This window comes from Microcella alkaliphila (genome assembly GCF_002355395.1).
GTDB lineage: Bacteria > Actinomycetota > Actinomycetes > Actinomycetales > Microbacteriaceae > Microcella > Microcella alkaliphila_A.
Genome location: NZ_AP017315.1, coordinates 829,600 through 847,363, shown reverse-complemented (window position 1 = coordinate 847,363; position 17,764 = coordinate 829,600). Strand labels below are relative to the sequence as shown.

Annotated in this window: 15 protein-coding genes; 5 read left to right on the top strand and 10 right to left on the bottom strand. The window is 70.7% G+C overall.

The genetic code is table 11. From position 1 onward, the window contains the following. The first annotated feature begins 294 nt into the window (after positions 1-294). Complete coding sequence (locus CPY97_RS04085) at positions 295-1,194, top strand: CPBP family intramembrane glutamic endopeptidase (RefSeq protein WP_096420902.1); 900 nt, start codon at positions 295-297, stop codon at positions 1,192-1,194. Here CPY97_RS04085 and mfd read toward each other — a convergent pair. The 4 genes from mfd to CPY97_RS04065 form a co-directional block, all read right to left on the bottom strand. Continuing rightward, positions 1,119-4,697, bottom strand: coding sequence for a transcription-repair coupling factor (gene mfd, locus CPY97_RS04080; protein WP_096423327.1), 3,579 nt, complete (start codon positions 4,695-4,697; stop codon positions 1,119-1,121). The two genes, CPY97_RS04085 and mfd, sit on opposite strands and share 76 nt — an antisense overlap. A gap of 84 nt (positions 4,698-4,781) precedes the next feature. Then, positions 4,782-5,405, bottom strand: a complete 624-nt coding sequence (gene pth, locus CPY97_RS04075; RefSeq protein WP_096420901.1) for an aminoacyl-tRNA hydrolase — start codon at positions 5,403-5,405, stop codon at positions 4,782-4,784. Positions 5,406-5,429: 24 nt separating this feature from the next. Continuing rightward, entirely contained in the window at positions 5,430-6,050 is a 621-nt protein-coding gene (locus CPY97_RS04070) for a 50S ribosomal protein L25/general stress protein Ctc (RefSeq protein ID WP_096420900.1), read from the bottom strand. A gap of 153 nt (positions 6,051-6,203) precedes the next feature. Next, positions 6,204-6,707, bottom strand: coding sequence for a gluconokinase (locus CPY97_RS04065; protein WP_096420899.1), 504 nt, complete (start codon positions 6,705-6,707; stop codon positions 6,204-6,206). 95 nt (positions 6,708-6,802) lie between these two features. Between CPY97_RS04065 and gndA the strand changes: the two genes are divergently transcribed. After that, positions 6,803-8,251 (top strand): NADP-dependent phosphogluconate dehydrogenase, encoded by a 1,449-nt coding sequence (gndA, locus tag CPY97_RS04060; protein WP_096420898.1) that lies wholly within the window; start codon positions 6,803-6,805, stop codon positions 8,249-8,251. A 6-nt stretch (positions 8,252-8,257) separates the two neighbouring features. On the opposite strand, the gene CPY97_RS04055 is transcribed toward gndA, so the two are convergent. Beyond that, on the bottom strand, positions 8,258-10,219 hold the full coding sequence (locus CPY97_RS04055; protein ID WP_197702253.1) for a CoA transferase: 1,962 nt from the start codon (positions 10,217-10,219) through the stop codon (positions 8,258-8,260). After that, positions 10,216-11,535: an APC family permease gene (locus CPY97_RS04050; RefSeq protein ID WP_096420897.1), complete on the bottom strand. Its 1,320-nt coding sequence runs from the start codon at positions 11,533-11,535 to the stop codon at positions 10,216-10,218. Before CPY97_RS04050 ends, CPY97_RS04055 begins: the two co-directional genes overlap by 4 nt. A 58-nt stretch (positions 11,536-11,593) precedes the next feature. Here CPY97_RS04050 and CPY97_RS04045 point away from each other — a divergent pair, with 58 nt between their 5' ends. Together CPY97_RS04045 and CPY97_RS04040 are read left to right on the top strand one after the other, a co-directional pair. Then, on the top strand, positions 11,594-11,965 hold the full coding sequence (locus CPY97_RS04045) for a hypothetical protein (protein WP_096420896.1): 372 nt from the start codon (positions 11,594-11,596) through the stop codon (positions 11,963-11,965). Positions 11,966-11,973: 8 nt separating this feature from the next. After that, complete coding sequence (locus CPY97_RS04040) at positions 11,974-12,819, top strand: DUF6671 family protein (RefSeq protein ID WP_096420895.1); 846 nt, start codon at positions 11,974-11,976, stop codon at positions 12,817-12,819. A 46-nt stretch (positions 12,820-12,865) separates the two neighbouring features. Here CPY97_RS04040 and CPY97_RS04035 read toward each other — a convergent pair whose 3' ends face one another. Continuing rightward, positions 12,866-13,843: a ribose-phosphate diphosphokinase gene (locus CPY97_RS04035; RefSeq protein WP_096420894.1), complete on the bottom strand. Its 978-nt coding sequence runs from the start codon at positions 13,841-13,843 to the stop codon at positions 12,866-12,868. Between the two features lie 71 nt (positions 13,844-13,914). Continuing rightward, complete coding sequence (glmU, locus tag CPY97_RS04030; protein ID WP_096423325.1) at positions 13,915-15,363, bottom strand: bifunctional UDP-N-acetylglucosamine diphosphorylase/glucosamine-1-phosphate N-acetyltransferase GlmU; 1,449 nt, start codon at positions 15,361-15,363, stop codon at positions 13,915-13,917. A 165-nt stretch (positions 15,364-15,528) separates the two neighbouring features. Between glmU and CPY97_RS04025 the strand changes: the two genes are divergently transcribed. After that, entirely contained in the window at positions 15,529-15,936 is a 408-nt protein-coding gene (locus CPY97_RS04025) for a GreA/GreB family elongation factor (protein ID WP_197702252.1), read from the top strand. Positions 15,937-16,018: 82 nt separating this feature from the next. Here CPY97_RS04025 and CPY97_RS13800 read toward each other — a convergent pair whose 3' ends face one another. Continuing rightward, entirely contained in the window at positions 16,019-16,144 is a 126-nt protein-coding gene (locus tag CPY97_RS13800; protein WP_269457838.1) for a hypothetical protein, read from the bottom strand. Positions 16,145-16,344: 200 nt separating this feature from the next. Then, positions 16,345-17,763 (bottom strand): L-serine ammonia-lyase, encoded by a 1,419-nt coding sequence (locus CPY97_RS04020; protein WP_269457837.1) that lies wholly within the window; start codon positions 17,761-17,763, stop codon positions 16,345-16,347. Between the last annotated feature and the right edge of the window lies 1 nt (position 17,764).

Sequence of the window (17,764 nt, the reverse complement as noted above, 5' to 3'; positions counted from 1 at the left end):
GCGCCTCCTACAACAGCGGAACGGGCGAACGAGATTCAGCCTTCCGCTGTTGTGGAAGGAGTTCTGGGGGTGGCGTGTGTCCGCGACGTCAGCAGCGTTTCGTGACACGCGGACCCGGGCGGGCAACGCGCCGGTGAGATTCGCGCAGTGCTGACTTCGCGGACACGGGTGCGCGGGCGAGGGGCAGACCAGGGCGCACTAGGCGGGCGGGCGGGACCCGTACGCGGGCGGGACCCGTACGCGGGCGGCGGGCGCGCACACCGGGCGGCAGGGCGGGCGTGGCAGGGTGGGGGCGTGCTCGAGGCCGACCCGCTCACCCGCGTTATCGCCGCCGTCGCGGCGGCGGCGCTCATCGCGGCGTTCATCGTGCGCGCCCGACAGAAAGACCGACGGCAGTTTCGGCGCTTCCGCCGCTACCGCTCCACCGCCAAACGCCAGCAGATGATGCGGCGCTGGCTCATCGAGTCACTCGTCCTCTTCGGCCTGACGGGCGCCGCGATCCTCATCGCCACGCGCGACTACGTGGAGCCACTGCTCGTCGCCACCCAGCAGCTCGCCCCCATCGCCGCGGCGCGCGGCTGGCTCAGCGGCGGAATCGGCATCGCGCTCATCATCGCCACCCTGACGGCCATCGCGATCCTCACCGTCGTCGGCGTCCGCTCCGCCCGCACAGAGGGAGGCGTCATCGTCGTCGGCGACATCGCCGCACTCCTCCCCCGCAACCGGCCCGAACTCGGCTGGGGCGCCGCCCTGTCGGTCAACGCCGGCGTCAGCGAAGAACTGCTGTTCCGCCTCGCCCTGCCGGCCCTTCTCGTCATCGTCACCGGCGAACCGCTCAGCGCCTTCGGGCTCGCCGCCCTCGTGTTCGGGCTGCTGCACGCCTATCAAGGCCCCGTCGGCGTCGCCGTCACCACACTCGTCGGGCTCGCCTTCACCGTCGTCTACGTGCTGAGCGGCAGCATCCTGCTCGTCATGGCGCTACACGCCCTCTTCGACCTGCGCACGCTCGTCATCATTCCCGCCGCCGTGTACCGCGTGCACACGGTGCCCGGCTCGGTGCGGTTCCCGAAGCCCCTGCCGCTCGCGCCGCGCGCGATCGACGAGCCCACCGACGGCGCTCAGCCCGCCGACGGCGACGCCGACGCCGACGCGTCCGACGCACCACGAGCATCCGACGACGCCCCCGCGTCGTAAAGGTTCTCGAGCACCTGCCCCACCCACGAGATCAGGTCGTCGTCAGACGCATCCTTCGGCAGCGGAACCTGCGCGGTTCGCGTCTGACCCCACCACTTCGACCCCGGGTACATACGCTGCAGGCGCAGCTGCTTCGAGTCGGGAAGCTCGCGCCCGACAAGGCGCAGGTTCGAGCCCATCACGACGACGTCCGACAGGCCCGCCTTCTGCGCGGTTCGCCGCAGCTGCGACACCCGCAGCAGGGCGAGCACGGGCGCGGGAAGGTCGCCATAGCGGTCGGCGAGCTCCTCGCGCACCTGGCCGAGGGCTTCGTCGTCACTCGCGGGCGCGGCCGCCGTCGACAGCTTCTGGTACGCCTCGAGGCGCAGCCGCTCCGACTCGATGAATTCTTCGGGGATGCGCGCATCCACGGGCAATTCGAGGCACAGCTCGGTCGGTTCTTCCGCCGCGTCGCCACGGAAGACGCTCACGGCTTCGCCGATCATGCGCAGGTACAGGTCGAAGCCGACGCCGGCGATGTGTCCCGCCTGCTCGGCACCCAGCAGGTTGCCCGCGCCGCGGATCTCGAGGTCCTTCATCGCGATGGCCATGCCGCCGCCCAGGTCGCTGTTGGCCGCCAGAGTCTGCAGCCGGTCGTGGGCGGTCTCGGTCAGCGGCTTCGTCTCGTCGTAGAGGAAGTAGGCGTAGGCCCGCTCACGTCCGCGACCGACGCGTCCGCGCAGCTGGTGCAGCTGCGACAGCCCGTACTTGTCGGCGCGGTCGATGATCAGCGTATTCGCGTTGGCGACGTCCAGGCCGGTCTCGATGATGGTCGTCGAGACGAGCACGTCGAATTTGCGCTCCCAGAAGTCGACCATGACCTGCTCGAGGGCGCTCTCGCTCATCTGTCCGTGCGCGATCGCGACGCGTGCATCCGGGACCAGCTCGGCGAGGTTCGCGGCGACCCGGTTGATGCTCGACACGCGGTTGTGCACGTAGAAGATCTGGCCCTCACGCAAGAGCTCGCGGTGGATCGCCGCCGCGACCTGCTTGTCGCTGTAGGGCCCCACGAAGGTGAGGATCGGGTGCCGGTCCTCGGGCGGGGTTGCGAGCGTCGACATTTCGCGGATGCCCGTCACCGCCATCTCGAGGGTGCGCGGGATGGGCGTGGCCGACATCGCGAGCACGTCGACGTTCGTCTTCAGCTTCTTGAGCGCGTCCTTGTGCTCGACGCCGAAACGCTGCTCCTCGTCGATGATGACGAGGCCCAGGTCTTTGAAGGCGATGCCCTGGCTCAGGATGCGGTGGGTTCCGATCACGACGTCGACCGTGCCGCGCGCGAGCCCGTCGATCGTCTCCTTCGCCTCCCGGTCGGACTGGAATCGACTGAGCGCGCGCAGGTGCACGGGGAAGCCGGCGAATCGGTCGGCGAAGGTCTCCATGTGCTGCTTGACGAGCAGGGTGGTCGGCACGATGACGGCGACCTGCTTGCCGCCCTGCACCGCCTTGAACGCGGCGCGCACGGCGACCTCGGTCTTGCCGTACCCGACGTCGCCGGCGAGCAGTCGGTCCATGGGGATCGGCGACTCCATGTCGCGCTTGACCTCGTCGATCGTCGTCAACTGGTCGGGCGTCTCGGCGTACGGGAACGCCTCCTCCAGCTCGCGCTGCCACGGGGTGTCAGGAGGGAACGCGAATCCCTTGCTCGACATGCGCGCGGAGTACAGCTTCACGAGCTCGACGGCGATGTCGCGCACGGCCTTGCGGGCGCGACCCTTCGCGGCCGCCCAGTCGCTGCCGCCCATCTTGCTGAGCGCCGGCGCTTCGCCGCCGACGTAGCGGGTGAGCAGGTCGAGCTGGTCGGTCGGCACGTACAGCTTGTCGCCGGGGTAGCCGCGCTTGCTCGGCGCGTACTCGATCACGAGGAACTCGCGCGTCGACTTCTGGGCGTTGCGGCCGCCGCCAGTGGACACCTCGCGCTGCACCAGTTCGATGAACTTGCCGATGCCGTGGGTGTTGTGCACGACGAAGTCGCCCGCCTTCAGTTGCAGCGGGTCGACGACGTTCTTGCGGCGGCTCGCGAGCTTCTTCGGCTGGCGCGAGTCGTAGCCGACGCTGCGGCCGTAGAACTCGGTCTCGCCGAAGAGCCCGAGCTTCACATCGGGCAGCTCGAAGCCCTGCTCGACGCTGCCGCGCACGAGGTAGGCGACGCCCGGCTCGAGCGTCTCGGGCAGCGCGTCAACGGGACGCGCTGCGGCGCCCGCGTCCGAGAGCACGTCGCGGGCGCGTTCGACGAGTCCGGGGCCGACCGCCGCGACGATCATGCACCAACCGTCGGCCAGGCGATCGACGACGTGGTCAACCGCTCCCCCGCTCTTGCCCGCGAACGACGGCGGCGGGTCGGCGGCGACGCGCACGACACCGGGCTCGTCGGCGTCGAACTGGCTGACCGTCCACCAGGCGCGGTCCCCGGCCGACTCGCGCAGGGCCTGCACGGTCAGGAAGTCGCCGGCGTCGAGGTCGATCGGCGACTCGGCACCGGCCGTGGCGGCATGCCACGCGGCGCTCAGAAACTCGCGGTTCGTTTCGACCAGATTCGCGGCGCGGGTCGCCACGCGTTCGGGGCCGAGCACGACGACGGCCGCGTTCTCGGGCAGGTAGGTCGTCAGCGGCACGAGCCGGTCGACGAGCGCCGGTGCGAGGCTCTCCATGCCCTCGACCGGAATGCCTTCGGCCACCTTCTCGAGGATCGACGACAGGCTGGGGAACTCGTGCAGCATCTCGCGCGCGCGTTGCCGAACGCCGTCGGTGAGCAGCAGCTCGCGGGTCGGCGGCAACTCGACGCGCGTGATTCCCGTGTCGGGCAGCGACCGCTGGTCGGCGACCGAGAATTCGCGAATCTGATCAACCTCGTCGCCGAAGAACTCGACGCGAACGGGATGCTCGGCTACGGCCGGAAATACATCCAGGATTCCGCCGCGCACAGCGAACTCGCCGCGGCGCGTCACCATGTCGACGCGGGAATAAGCGAGGTCGATGAGTCGGCGGGTGACGTCGGAGAGCTCCGAACCCCTGCCGTTCAGCTCGAGCAGCACCGGCTCGATGTCGGTGAGACCCGCGGGAAGGGGCTGCAGGGCGGCGCGCACAGAGGCGACGACCACGATTGTGCCGGTGGGAGCATCCGCCCATTCGGCAAGCGCGCGCAGCGTGCGGATGCGTCGGCCGACGGTCTCGGCGCTCGGGCTGAGGCGCTCGTGCGGCAGGGTCTCCCACGCGGGCAGGTCGATCACGGTGGCGTCGGGGTCGAGGCACTCCCACGCTTCGCGCACCGCCTCCGCCTCGCGGCCGGTCGCGGTGATGGCGAGGAGGCACTGCGGGCCGTCGCGCCGCTCGAGAAGCCCCGCAATGAGCGGGAGGCGAAGCCCCTCGACGGTGGAGAACTCGGCCGAGCGCCCCGCGTACTCGAGGGCGTCAGAAAACGTCTGGGCGCGCTGAAGCACCGGAATTAACCGCTCGAGAGTCACGTCGCGCAAGTGTACGCGCGTCGAACTGAACGTCGTCGGGGCTGTGGTCGCCAGACGAGGATGCGCGGGGCGAGCGGGCGAGCGCTATGCCTTGGGCGCGTGGTGGCGCTGCTGCGCGGCGACGAGTCCGTCGTCGATGATGCGCTCGATCGCGTCGGCCGCCTCGTCGAGGAGGAACGGCAACTGTGCGCGCTCGGAGGAGGGGAAGTCGCGCAGCACGTAGTCGGCCGCGCTCTGCTGACCGGGCGGGCGGCCAATGCCCACCCGCACACGCAGGAAGTCGGGGGTGCCGAGGGCCTTGATGATGTCGCGCACACCGTTCTGACCGCCGTGCCCGCCGCCCGACTTCAGGCGCAGGGTCTCAAACGGAAGGTCGAGGTCATCGTGCACGACGACGACGCGGTCGGGCTGGATGCCGAAGTACTTCGCGGCGGCGGAAACGGGGCCGCCGGAGGTGTTCATGTAGCTGAGCGGCTTCGCCAGAATCAGCTTCGGCCCGCCAGGGCGAAGGCGCGCCTCGGCGAGCATCGTCGTGGTGCGGTGGCGCGACAGTCGCGCCCCGAGCCGCTCGGCGAGAGTGTCGAGCACCATCTGCCCGACGTTGTGACGGTTCCCGGCGTAGCCGGGCCCGGGGTTCCCGAGCCCGACTACCAGCCAGGTGTCGCGATCAGCGGCGGCCGGAGGCTTCTGCCTTCCGAGTCCAAACATGCGGCGTGATCGCGGGGGTGCCGATTACTCGGAGTCGCCCGACTCGGCCGCAGCCTCGGCGGCGTCGCCACCCTCGGTCTCGGCCTCGGCCGACTCGTCCTTTGGCGCGGCCGGGACGGTCACGTTCACGACGAGCGCCTCGGCGTCGGTGACGAGCGTGGTGCCCTTCGGCAGCTCGACCTGGCCGGCGAGGATCTGGGTGCCCTCTTCGAGGCCTTCGATCGAGACGGTGAACGCCTCGGGGATGTGGGTCGCCTCGGTCTCGACCGTCAGCGTGTTGTGGTCAACGACGTGGATCGTGCCGGGGGCCGACTCGCCCTCGACGTGCACGGGCACGTCGACGGTGACCTTCTCGCCCTTGCGGACGACGATGAGGTCGATGTGCTCGATGAGCTGACGCACCGGGTCCTTCTGCACGTCCTTCACGAGCACGAGCTGCTTGTCGCCCTCGATGTCGAGCGTCACGAGCACGTTGGACTTGCGGAGCAGCAGCGCGGTCTCGTGCCCGGGCAGCGTGACGTGCTTGGGGTCAGTGCCGTGACCGTAGATGACGGCAGGAATCTTGTCGGCGGCGCGGAGCTTACGGGCAGCGCCCTTGCCGAAGGAGGAACGCACGTCGGCGTTCAGCTTGTTCTGGTCAGCCATGGCTGTACTCATTTCATGATTGGGGGGCCTGGGCCCGATCGTCTGTGTCAACTCGAACGCGTGTGCGCGTGAGGAACGACTCGCGTGCCGTACCCACCGCGTCGATCACGGCGCAACCCCTCTCAGAGCGCGCCCTCGCCGAAGTTCAGTGGGTCAGTCTACGCCACGGCCCAGGAGCGCCGCGACCGTGCGCGCGAGCGCCTCGACGCTCTGCGTGCCATCGACGACGGTGACACCGGGCTCATCCTCCGGATGCTCGCGGGCGAGCAGTTGCGAGTCGAGCATCGTGGCGCGCATGAAGTGCCCCGTGCGCGACTCGAGCCGTCGACGCAGTTCCTCTGCCGGCACCTCCAGAATCACGATCTGGATGCTCGGAGCCCCATCACGAAGCCGGTCGCGATAGCGACGCGCGAGCGCCGAGCAGGCGACCACGCAGGGAGCGTGGTCGCGCGCGGTGGCGGCCACAGCATCCAGCCAGGGTTCGCGGTCGGCGTCGGTGAGGGCGGTGCCCGCGGACATGAGGGCGATGTTCTCGTCGGGGTGGAGGTCGTCACCGTCGATAAAAGCGACGGTGGCGAGCGCGGCCGCAGCCCTGCCGACCGTCGACTTGCCCGATCCGGACACCCCGGCGACGATCACGCTAACGGGGGCGGGCATGTGCTCCACGCTAGCCGGGAGGCGGAGGATGGCGCGCATCCGAGGCTCTAGGCTGGAATACGGCCTCGCCACCACACCCCCTAGAGGAGCCGAACGTGACCCAGCCCACCGCCAACATCGGAGTCGTCGGACTCGCCGTCATGGGGTCGAATCTGGCCCGCAACCTCGCGAGTCGCGAGGGCAACACGGTCGCCGTCTACAACCGCTCGTGGGAGAAGACCGAGACGCTCGTCACCGAGCACCCCGAGGCAGGCTTCGTCGCCGCGAAGGACTACACCGAGTTCGCCGCGGCGCTGACGAAGCCGCGCACCGCGATCATCATGGTGAAGGCGGGCCGCCCCACGGATGCGGTCATCGACGAGCTCGTGCAGGTCTTCGAGCCGGGCGACATCATCGTCGACGGCGGCAATGCCCTGTTCACCGACACGGTGCGGCGCGAGAAGGCCGTGCGCGAGACGGGCATCAACTTCGTCGGCGCTGGCATCTCGGGCGGCGAGGAGGGTGCCCTGAACGGTCCCTCGATCATGCCTGGCGGCTCGGAGGAGGCGTGGCACACGCTCGGCCCCATCTTGACGTCGATCGCGGCGGTCGCCGACGGCGAGCCATGCGTGACGCACGTGGGCACCGACGGCGCTGGCCACTTCGTCAAGATGATCCACAACGGCATCGAGTACGCCGACATGCAGCTGATTGCCGAGGCCTACGACCTGCTGCGCCGCGTGGGCGGGCTCGAGCCGGCCGAGATCGCCGACATCTTCGCGGAATGGAACACCGGCGAGCTCGAGAGCTACCTGATCGAGATCACCGCCGAGGTGCTGCGCCAGGTCGACGCCGCGACGGGGAAGCCGCTCGTCGACGTGATCCTCGACCAGGCCGGCGCGAAGGGCACCGGCGCCTGGACCGTGCAGACCGCACTCGACCTCGGGGTTCCCGTCTCGGGTATTGCCGAGGCTGTCTTCGCCCGCTCGCTGTCGTCAGCGCCGGCCCAGCGCGCCGCCGCGCGGTCGCTTCCGGCGTCGACCGAAAGCTGGTCGGTGGATGATCGTGATGCGTTCGTCGAGGATGTGCGGCGCGCGCTCTACGCGTCGAAGATCATCGCCTACAGCCAGGGCTTCGACGCGATCGTCGCCGGCGCCGCCGAGTACGACTGGAACATCAAGAAGGGTGAGATCGCGAAGATCTGGCGTGCCGGCTGCATCATCCGCGCCCAGTTCCTGAACCGCATCACCGAGGCGTACGCCGACGACCCCGAGCTCGTCGCCCTCGTGACGGCGCCGTACTTCGCGGACGCGGTCGCCTCGGCGCTGCCCTCGTGGCGTCGCATCGTCGCCGGCTCTGCCCTCGCGGGCATCCCCACGCCCGCGTTCGCCTCGTCGCTGTCGTACTACGACGGGCTGCGCGCCGAGCGCCTGCCCGCCGCACTCGTGCAGGGCCAGCGCGACTTCTTCGGCGCGCACACCTACAAGCGCGTCGACAGGGACGGCACGTTCCACACGCTCTGGTCGGGTGACCGCACCGAGATCGAGGCGGAGGACCTGCACTAGGGTCGCTCAGGCGGCGCGGCGGCCGCGGCCCCGGCGCGCGTACCGCGGCGCGAACGCGCGGCGATTCAGCGCGCCGGCCCCCGCGCCCAGAGGCGTGAGCATCAACAGAATCGGGATACTCGCCGCGATCAGCGCCGCTCCGCTCGCCCAGTGCAGCGCGAGCAGGTTCAGCCCCGCGTCGAGCGCGGGCGGGGATGCGGCGCCGGTGACGAGCGCGACGGCGGTCGCGGCGGAGACGTGCGCGAGCATCCCGAGTGGAATGGTCGCGGCGAGCACGCCCACCACGTTCGTGACGCGTGAGAGGGCGAACCAGGTCAGCAGGAGGGCGAGAGCCTGCGCCGCCGCACCGGCAACCCACACGGGTGAGGTCCACCAGCCGGGGTTCGGCACGGCGGTGCCGAGCATCGCGGCGCCCAGCGTCAGCGGCACCCCCTGCCCGGCCCACACGAGCAGGCCGCTGAGCGCCGCCCAGACGGGAATGCGGCGCCGCGGCACGGACACCGCGTCGGCGCTGCGCTCGCGTCGGGCGGGCGCGTCGAGCGGCGCCCAGTCGGGGGCGTCACTGCCGAGCGGACGCGGCGGATGCAGCGCCTCGACGTGCACGCCGGCGATCGACAACGGCGCGGCCAGCACGTCAACAACGCCCCAGGCGGTGTCGACGGGATGCGCGGGGAACTCCGCGTCGTCAGCGTCACGCGCGGACACGGGCGCGGGCGGGGGCGCGGTCTCGCTGTCGGCACGCTCCCCCGCCATGCGCTGCAACTCGTGCGCGGTGCGCGCGAGCGACAGGTAGCTGGCACTGCCCTCCCCCGTCGCACGCGCGTGTGCGACGCCCCGCACGGCGGCGGTCGCGGCGAGCCAGCCGGTCGCGTGGTCGAGGGCCTGCACGGGCAGGGCAACCGGCGCGGCGTCGGGCGCGGTGTCGCCACGCGCATCCGCGATGCCCGTGACCAGCTGTACGAGACTGTCGAAGCCCCGACGCTCGGCCCACGGGCCGGTGGGGCCGTAGGCGCTGACCTGAACCTCGACGAGCCCGGGGCGCAGGCTGGCACGAGTAGCGGCGTCGAGGCCGAGCGCGTCGAGCGCTCCCGGGCGCAGACCGTGCACAAGCACGTGGCTCTCCGCGATGAGCGCGGCCAGCGTCGCGGCACCCTCCACCTCGTGAGCATCGAGCCGGGCGCAGCGCTTGCCGAGAGTCATGTCGGGCTCGAGCGCCGGCTCCTCCCAGTCGGGCGGGTCGAGACGCAGCACGTCCGCACCGAGCAGCGCGAGGGCGCGGGTCGCGACGGGGCCAGCAATCACGCGGGTCAGGTCGAGCACCCGCACGCCCGCCAGCGGCCGCTCGGGCGACCCCGCGGGCCATTCACGCTCACTGCGCCCCCCGCGCACCACGGTGACGAGCGGCTGCTCCGCGACCGCGCGGCCCTGCGGATGCTCGGCCCACTCGTTCGCGGACCGCAACACCGCCGCGCACCCGCCCGCCGCCACAACGGCCTCCTCCAGCTCGAGCGCCGACCAGCCCTCGACGGCTGCGGCCACCTCGTTGCGGTCGGGTTCGTGCGGGGGTTCCCCCTCGGGGACGACGCGAAACACGCCGAGGGCCTCCAACGCCGCCGCCCGGTGAGCCGGCACGTTCATGTGCAGGCGCACCCACCGGTCGGCGGCGCGATAGTCGCCGCTCAGCGGGTGCCACGGCGACGGCTGGGCCTCGCGCAGCCGCACCGCCCGGTCGAACCAGGCGGAGGCGAGGCGCGCGTCGACGAGCGGGGTCGCCTCGCCGCCCACCAACTCAGCGGCCGCCGTCGCGAACGTCGCCACCGACGCGGACGCGAACGCCGACACGGGGAAGCGCGCATCGTAGGGTCCGTGGCCGATGATCGCGGCTCCGTGCGGCTCACACAGGTCGGTCGGCATCGCCGGAACGATGTCGGCGGGTGCGGCGCCGTGGTGTGCAGCGCCGGCCGTCACCGCGCGCCCCCCTCGACGACGGAGCGGGCGCGGAGGCGCACCGCGAGCATCCGCAGCAGGAGGCCGACGGCGAGCAGGGCGGCGGTTCCGAGAATCGAGATCGGCGGCAGGGCGGCGACCAGCACCACGCATCCGACGAGCCCGGCAATGCCCACCGCTCGGGGCTGCCAGCGCTCGGCGGCCGGCTGGCGCAGGGCCGACAGGTGGGCGACCGCGTAGTAGAGCAGCACGGCCGAGCTCGACGCGGCGACCAACTGGGCGGGCTCGAGCAGCACGACGATGAGGATCGCCATGCCGGCGATGACCGCCTCGGCGACGATCGGGGCGTTTGTGCGTGGCGAGATGCGGGCAAGGAGCCCCGGAAGGTCGCGCTCGCGCGCCATGGCAAGACTCGAGCGGCTGAGGCCGGCGAGAATGCCGACCAGCGAGCCGAGGCAGGCGATGCCGGCGACGGCCACGACGAGGGGCGTCCACGCGGGGTCGAGCGCGTCGGCGAGCGGGGTCACGCTGCCGGCGAGCCGGTTCACCCCAAGCGTCGACACGAGCAGCACGGCGACCGCCGCGTACAGCGCCAGCACGATGCCGAGCGCGATGAAGATGGCGCGCGGGAGGGTGCGGCGCGGCTCGACGACCTCCTCGCCCAGCGTCGCCATGCGCGCGTAGCCGGCGAACGCGAAGAACAGCAGCGCAGCGCCCTGCAGCACCCCGTACGGGCTCGTCGGGTTCAGGATGCTCGTCACCGGATCGAGATCGGCCGCCGTGCCGCCCGACACCGCCACCACGAGGAGGACGGCAAGGCCCGCAAGGACGACCGCAACGATCGCGATCGACACGCGGGCCGTCGTACGCACGCCCGACATGTTGAGGGCGGCGAACACGACGATCAGTCCGACGGCCACCGGGACCGGCGCGGGTGGGTACAGGTAGGCGGCGGCGATCGACGCAATGGCCGCGGCCGACGCTGTCTTGCCCGTGACGAACAGCCAACCGGCGGTGAAGCCCGTCCACGGGCCGACGTAGCGGCGGCCGAACGCGTAGGCGCCGCCCGCCGCCGGGTGCGCCATCGCGAGCTGCGCCGAACTGAAGGCGTTCAGCGTCGCGATCACCGCTGCCGCGACCAGGGCGACGAGCAAGCCGCTGCGAGCGGCGTCGGTCGCCGGACCCCAGACGGCGAACAGGCCCGCGCCGATCATCGAGGCGAGGCCGATGCCGATCGCGCCGGGCAGGCGAACACGGCGCGCCAGGGCACCGTGGGCCGCGGGTACGGCGGTGGGGTGTGGCGTGCTCTCGTCTGCGGTTTCGGGTTCCGCGGGCATGGGCTGAACCCTACCCGGCGCAGGGGGCGAGCAGGGAGCGCGTGCCAGACTGGGCGCGATGAACGACGACCCGATCGAGCTGCGCGAGTGGCCCGACGACCCCGACCGCGACTCCAGCGCGGGCCTGTCACCGTGGGAGCGGCGCCGACGTGTCCTCCGCTGGGTGAGCATTGTGGCGATGCTGGCGCTCGTGATTCCGGGAGCGCTCGGTACGTGGTCGGTCGCGCGCAACACCGCCGCGCAGGCCTGCCGAATGGCGGTCGACTTCTATGCAGCACCCGGAGTGCCCTCTCGCATCGCCTTCGAGCTCACCGACCCGCGGCTACTCGGCTGGAACTGTTACGCCCTGTCGCCCGCCGGCGAGGTGCGCATCGCTGTGCTCGGGCTGATACCGGGCCGCCCCAGCCTGGAACCTCGCACCGGAACCTAAGGCCTCCCATGTCTCACCCCTACCACCGGTTGACGGTCGGCTTCCTCACGCAGCACGGGAAAGAAGCGGTCGTCGCGGCGGCGCTCGAGCCGGCACTCGGTTGCACCGTCGCCCGTGTCGAGGGCTTCGACACCGATCAACTGGGCACGTTCACCCGCGACGTCGATCGTGCAGGAACCCAGTGGGAGGCAGCGCGCACCAAGGCGTTGACGGCCATTGAGCTGTCGGGACATCCGATCGGGCTCGGCAGCGAAGGCTCATTCGACCGCCATCCGCTGCTCGGATTCGTCAGCCACAACCGCGAGCTCATCATGCTGGTCGATCGCGATCGCGACATTGAGATCGTCGGGATCGCCGACGGGCCCTCACCGCACGTCCACGGGATCGCCCGCACGGGGGAAGAGCTGGACGGCATCGCCGATCGCGCCGGGTTTCCCACCCACTGGCTCGTGGTTCGCCCGAACGCGCTCGACGACCCGCGCTTCTGGAAGGGCGTTCGCGACCGTGACGAGTTGCGGCTTGCCTTCGACTGGGCGCGCGAGCTCTCTGACGACGGGGCGGTCGCCGTCGAATCCGACCTGCGCGCCCACGCCAACCCTCGACGGATGGAGCGCATCGCCGAGGCCGCTCAGGACCTCGCGCAGCGCGCAGCAGTGCTCTGCCCGGTGTGTGGATGCCCGGGATTCGGGCGGGTCGAGACCGTGCGCGGGCTCCCGTGTGCGGTGTGCTGGCTGCCCACTGCCATGGCACGCGCTCACGTGTACGGCTGCCCGCGCTGCGAGCACCGCGAGGTGCACGACATCCCGGGCAGAACGACGGCAGACCCGCAGTATTGCGACGCCTGTAACCCCTGACCGGGGCGGCCGTCGTTAGTCGACCCGGGCGGTCGCCGCGCCGCGCCTAGGCGGCGCCGTCGAACATCGAGGTGACCGAGCCATCGTCGAACACCTCGTGGATCGCCCGCGCGATGAGCGGTGCGATCGGCAGCACGGTGAGGCGGTCCCAGCGCTTGTCTTCCGGCACCGGCAGGGTGTCGGTGACGACGACGCTGTCGATGAACTCGCTCTGGAGGATGTCGAAGGCCGGCGGCGAGAAAATCGCGTGCGTGGCGGCGACGACAACCCCGATGGCGCCGTTCTTCTTCAGAGCCTCGGCCGCCTTCACGATGGTGCGCCCGGTGTCGATCATGTCGTCGACGAGCAGGCAGACCCGCCCCTCGACGTCACCGACGATCTCGTGCACCGAGACCTGGTTCGGCACGAGCGGGTCGCGCCGCTTGTGGATGATCGCGAGCGGCGCCCCGAGCTTGTCACTCCAGATGTCGGCGACGCGCACGCGCCCCATGTCGGGCGACACGACGGTCAGGGTCGACGCGTCGAGCTTCGCGCGGAAGTGCTCGAGCAGCACCGGCATGGCGAACAGGTGGTCGACGGGCCCGTCGAAGAAGCCTTGAATCTGGGCGGCGTGCAGGTCGACGCTCATGATGCGGTCGGCACCGGCTGCCTTGAACAGGTCGGCGACGAGGCGCGCGGAGATGGGCTCGCGGCCGCGACCCTTCTTGTCTTGCCGCGAGTACGGGTAGAAGGGGGCGACGACGGTGATGCGCTTTGCCGAGGCGCGCTTGAGCGCATCCACCATGATGAGTTGCTCCATGAGCGCCTCGTTGATGGGGTTCGCGTGCGACTGAATCACGAAGGCATCGCAGCCGCGCACGCTCTCGCCGTAGCGGGCGTAGATCTCGCCGTTGGCGAAGGTGCGCGCGTCGGTCGGCACGACGTCGGTTTCGAGGGCGGTCGCGATGTCGTGAGCGAGCTGCGGATGCGCGCGCCCCGTCACGAGGACCAGCTTCTTCTGACCGGTGATTTTGATGCTGGCCACGTCGTGCTCGCCTTCTGCCGCCGCTGCGGCATTGGTACTTCTCGCCGGTCTTGGTGCGTTTCTCGGGTGGCTTAGCTGTTGTCGTTCTGCTCGGCCGCGGCCTGCGCCGCTGCCGCTGCGTCGGCCGCCGCCGTGCCGGGGCGGTTGGCCGCGACCCACCGCTCGACGATCCGCTGCGAGGCGGCCGTCACGGCGAGCGCCCCCGCCGGAACGTCCTTCCGAACAACCGTGCCCGCACCCGTGTACGCTCCGTCGCCAATCCTAACGGGGGCCACGAACACGTTGTGCGAGCCGGTGCGCACGTGCGAGCCGACGACGGTTTTGTGCTTGTTCACGCCGTCGTAGTTGGCGGTGATGGTGCCGGCGCCAATGTTCGAGCCCTCGCCGACGGTGGTGTCGCCGATGTACGACAGGTGCGGCACCTTCGTGCCCGCGCCGAGCACGGCGTTCTTCGTCTCAACGAAGGTGCCAATTTTCCCGTCTTCCCCGACGACGGTTCCGGGTCGCAGGTACGAGAACGGCCCGACGGATGCGCGCGCTCCGATCACCGCGCTGGTCGCGTCGGTGCGCGCGACCTTCGCATCCGCCCCGACCTCGACGTCGGTGAGGGTGGAATCGGGGCCGACCACGGCGCCCGAACGCACGATGGTGGTGCCACGCAGCTGCACGTTGGGCAGCAGCTCGCTGTCAGCCTCAAGCACGACGCCGCGCTCGATCCAGGTGGTGGCCGGGTCGTGGATCGTGACGCCGGCCATCTGCCAGCCGCGCACGATGAGCGCGTTGAGGCGGGCGGCGGCCTCCTGCAGCTGCACGCGGTCGTTGACGCCGCCGACCAGCCACGCCTCGGCGACCGGGATCGCGGCGACCGTCGCGCCCTCGCCGCGCAGCACGCCGATGACGTCGGTGAGGTATTTCTCGGCCTGCGCGTTGTCGGTGGTGACGTGCGCGAGCGAGCGGCGCAGAGCATCCGCGTTCACCACGTACGTGCCCGAATTGATCTCGGTGACGGCGCGTTCTGCGTCGGTCGCGTCTTTGTGCTCGACGATTCGATCGAGCGCTCCGTCGGATGCGCGAATCACGCGCCCGTACCCGGTCGCGTCGTCGAGGTGCGCGCTCAGCACGGTCGCGGCGGCGTTCTGCTCGCGGTGGGCGGCGACCAGCTCGGCGAGGGTGTCGGCGTCGAGCAGCGGAACGTCACCCGAGACGATGAGCACGTCGCCGTCGAAGCCGGCGGGCAGGGCGTCGAGGGCGACCTCGGCGGCGCGGCCGGTGCCCGGAATGTCGTCCTGGTCGACGATGTGCGCCTCGGGCGCGAGCTCGCTGACCGCGGCGGCGACCCGTTCGCGCTCGTGCCGCACGACGGCGACGATGTGCGCCGGCACGAGCGCCTGGGCGGTGGCGAGCACGTGACCGATGAGCGGGGTTCCGGCGATGCGGTGCAGCACTTTCGGGGTGCGCGACTTCATGCGGGTTCCGGCTCCCGCGGCGAGCACGATGACGGCGAGGCGCTGGTCGGTCATGCCGACCATTCTGTCAGCGCGAGCGCCCCGCGTTCGCGAGGTCGGCGTCGATTGAGCTGCTCGCGCTGACCGCGCGGCCCACCCAGCTCAGTATTCGGGCTACGATGGCCGTTTTGCCTCATGTGTGGTGATGGCACCGGCTGTACTGCAAGGAGAAGTGACGGCATGACGTCGGAAAAGATCTGGATGACGCTGGCTGCGCGCGAGCGGCTCGAGGCCGAACTGGCCGAGTGCGAGGCCGTCGCCGAGCCGAGCAATGCGGTCGTCGTGCGAGCGCGCGAGCTTCGCGAGCTGCTGCGCAACGTTGTCGTCGGGCAGATGCCCGACGACGGGCTCGTCGAACCGGGCATGATCGTGACAATCCGCTTTGACTCGGACGGCAGCGAGACGACCTTCCTGCTCGGCAGCCGCACCTTGAGCGAACTCGACTCGAGCCTCGAGATCGACGTGTATTCGCCGACGTCGCCGCTCGGTACCGCCATCAACGGCCACTACGTGGGCGACGCCGTCACCTTCGTCGCACCGTCCGGCGAGCAGCGCATCAGCATCGTCGCCACCGAGCCGTTCGGCTGATGACGTGACACAGCCCCCTTCGCCGCGTGGCGAAGGGGGCTGTGTGACGCACGGTGGGTGATGCCCAGACGGCGATGCCGATCTAACGCGACTTGCGCGGCTTCACGACGGCGGCCTGCGCCTTTTCTCGCTTCAGCTCGCGCTTCTCTTTGATCGTGAGCTTCGCCTCTTTTTTGGCCGAGGATGTTCGGGGCGATTTTCCTGACATGGTGATTCACGCGTCCCTTCGTCAGCTGGCGTGTCTGGCCACCATAGCCAGGCCGCGGCGCACTTTTCTTGCCTCTGACCAGGGAAAACTGCGACGAGCATCCTTTTTCGCAGGAAAGATGTGACGGCCCAGAATCGCGCCCAGAATCGGCCGCCGGGCGCAATCGCGGCGGGTCGCGAACCCTCGCAGCCTGCGCTCGGTCAGCACTCGACGACGTTGACGGCGAGCCCGCCCTCGGACGTCTCCTTGTACTTGCTCGACATGTCGAGCCCGGTCTGCCGCATGGTCTCAACGACCGTGTCAAAGCTGATCAGGTGCGTGCCGTCGCCGTTCATCGCGAGACGCGCGGCGGCGACCGCCTTGCCGGCGCCGATCGCGTTGCGCTCGATGCAGGGCAGCTGCACGAGGCCGGCGACGGGGTCGCAGGTGAGGCCGAGCGAATGTTCCATGGCGATCTCGGCGGCGTTCTCGACCTGCTCGTTGCTGCCGCCGAGCAGGTGCGCGAAGCCAGCCGCGGCCATCGATGCCGCCGAGCCGACCTCACCCTGGCAGCCCGCCTCGGCGCCCGAGATCGACGCGTTTGACTTGATGAGGGCGCCGATCGCGCCGGCGACGAGCAGAAACTCCTTCTGCGCGCGGGTCGGGTCGGCGGCGGCCTCGGGGATCACGTCGAGCGCGTGCCGCATGACCGCCGGGATGATGCCCGCCGCCCCATTCGTCGGCGCCGTGACGACCCGCCCGCCCGCCGCGTTCTCTTCGTTGACCGCGATCGCGTACGCCTGTAGCCACTCGAGGCTCGTGTCGCGGGTCGGCGCGGCATCGAGGTCGCGCAGTCGCGCCGCCATGGCGGCGGCTCGGCGCGTCACGTGCAGGCTGCCGGGCAGCGTGCCCGACTCGGTGAGGCCCGCGTCGATGCAGGCGTTCATCGCCTCCGCGATCGCCGCCACCCGGATGCTCGTCTCGGCCTCCCCACGGATCGCCGCCTCGTTCGCGCGCGCCAGCTCGGCGATGCTCAGCCCGTGCTGGCGGCACAGCGCGAGCAGTTCGACCATCGTCGCGAACGGGTAGGGGACGCGCGGGCTCGCAGCGCGGGCGAGCGCGGCCGGGTCGTCCCCGTCGTGCTCGACGAAGCCGCCGCCCACCGAGTAGTAGGTGTCCGCGCGGAGGGGAACGCCATCCGCATCGAACGCGGTGAGGGTCAGGGCGTTGGGGTGGCGCGGCTTCAGCTCGCGCGGCGCGAAGCGGAGCCAGCCGTCTGCGAAGGCGACGGGGTGGGTGGTGCGCAGGGCGAGCATCCCGTTGTCTGCGTCGGCGGTCACGCGCGCGACATCGTCGCGGGTAACCGTCTCGACGTCACAGCCGGCGAGTCCGGCGAGCACGGCGCCGGGGGTTCCGTGGCCGGCGCCCGTCGAGCCGAGCGAACCAAACAGCACGCACTCGACGCGGGCGACGGCGTCGAGCTGGCTGCTGGCGGCGAGTTCGTCGACAAAGGCGCGGGCGGCGCGCAGCGGGCCGACCGTGTGCGAGCTGGAGGGTCCGATGCCGACCCGAAACAGGTCGAGAACTGAGATGTAAGTGCGCTCAGCCAGGGGGGAGGCGAGGGCGACGGGGATGCTCACG

Excerpts from the sequence above, each read along its gene's own strand:
- pth (WP_096420901.1), bottom strand. The coding sequence starts at position 5,405 with ATGTTTGGACTCGGAAGGCAGAAGCCTCCGGCCGCCGCTGATCGCGAC.
- CPY97_RS04070 (WP_096420900.1), bottom strand. The coding sequence starts at position 6,050 with ATGGCTGACCAGAACAAGCTGAACGCCGACGTGCGTTCCTCCTTCGGC.
- CPY97_RS04065 (WP_096420899.1), bottom strand. The coding sequence starts at position 6,707 with ATGCCCGCCCCCGTTAGCGTGATCGTCGCCGGGGTGTCCGGATCGGGC.
- CPY97_RS04050 (WP_096420897.1), bottom strand. The coding sequence starts at position 11,535 with ATGCCCGCGGAACCCGAAACCGCAGACGAGAGCACGCCACACCCCACC.
- CPY97_RS04045 (WP_096420896.1), top strand. The coding sequence starts at position 11,594 with ATGAACGACGACCCGATCGAGCTGCGCGAGTGGCCCGACGACCCCGAC.
- CPY97_RS04040 (WP_096420895.1), top strand. The coding sequence starts at position 11,974 with ATGTCTCACCCCTACCACCGGTTGACGGTCGGCTTCCTCACGCAGCAC.
- glmU (WP_096423325.1), bottom strand. The coding sequence starts at position 15,363 with ATGACCGACCAGCGCCTCGCCGTCATCGTGCTCGCCGCGGGAGCCGGA.
- CPY97_RS04025 (WP_197702252.1), top strand. The coding sequence starts at position 15,529 with ATGACGTCGGAAAAGATCTGGATGACGCTGGCTGCGCGCGAGCGGCTC.
- CPY97_RS13800 (WP_269457838.1), bottom strand. The coding sequence starts at position 16,144 with ATGTCAGGAAAATCGCCCCGAACATCCTCGGCCAAAAAAGAGGCGAAG.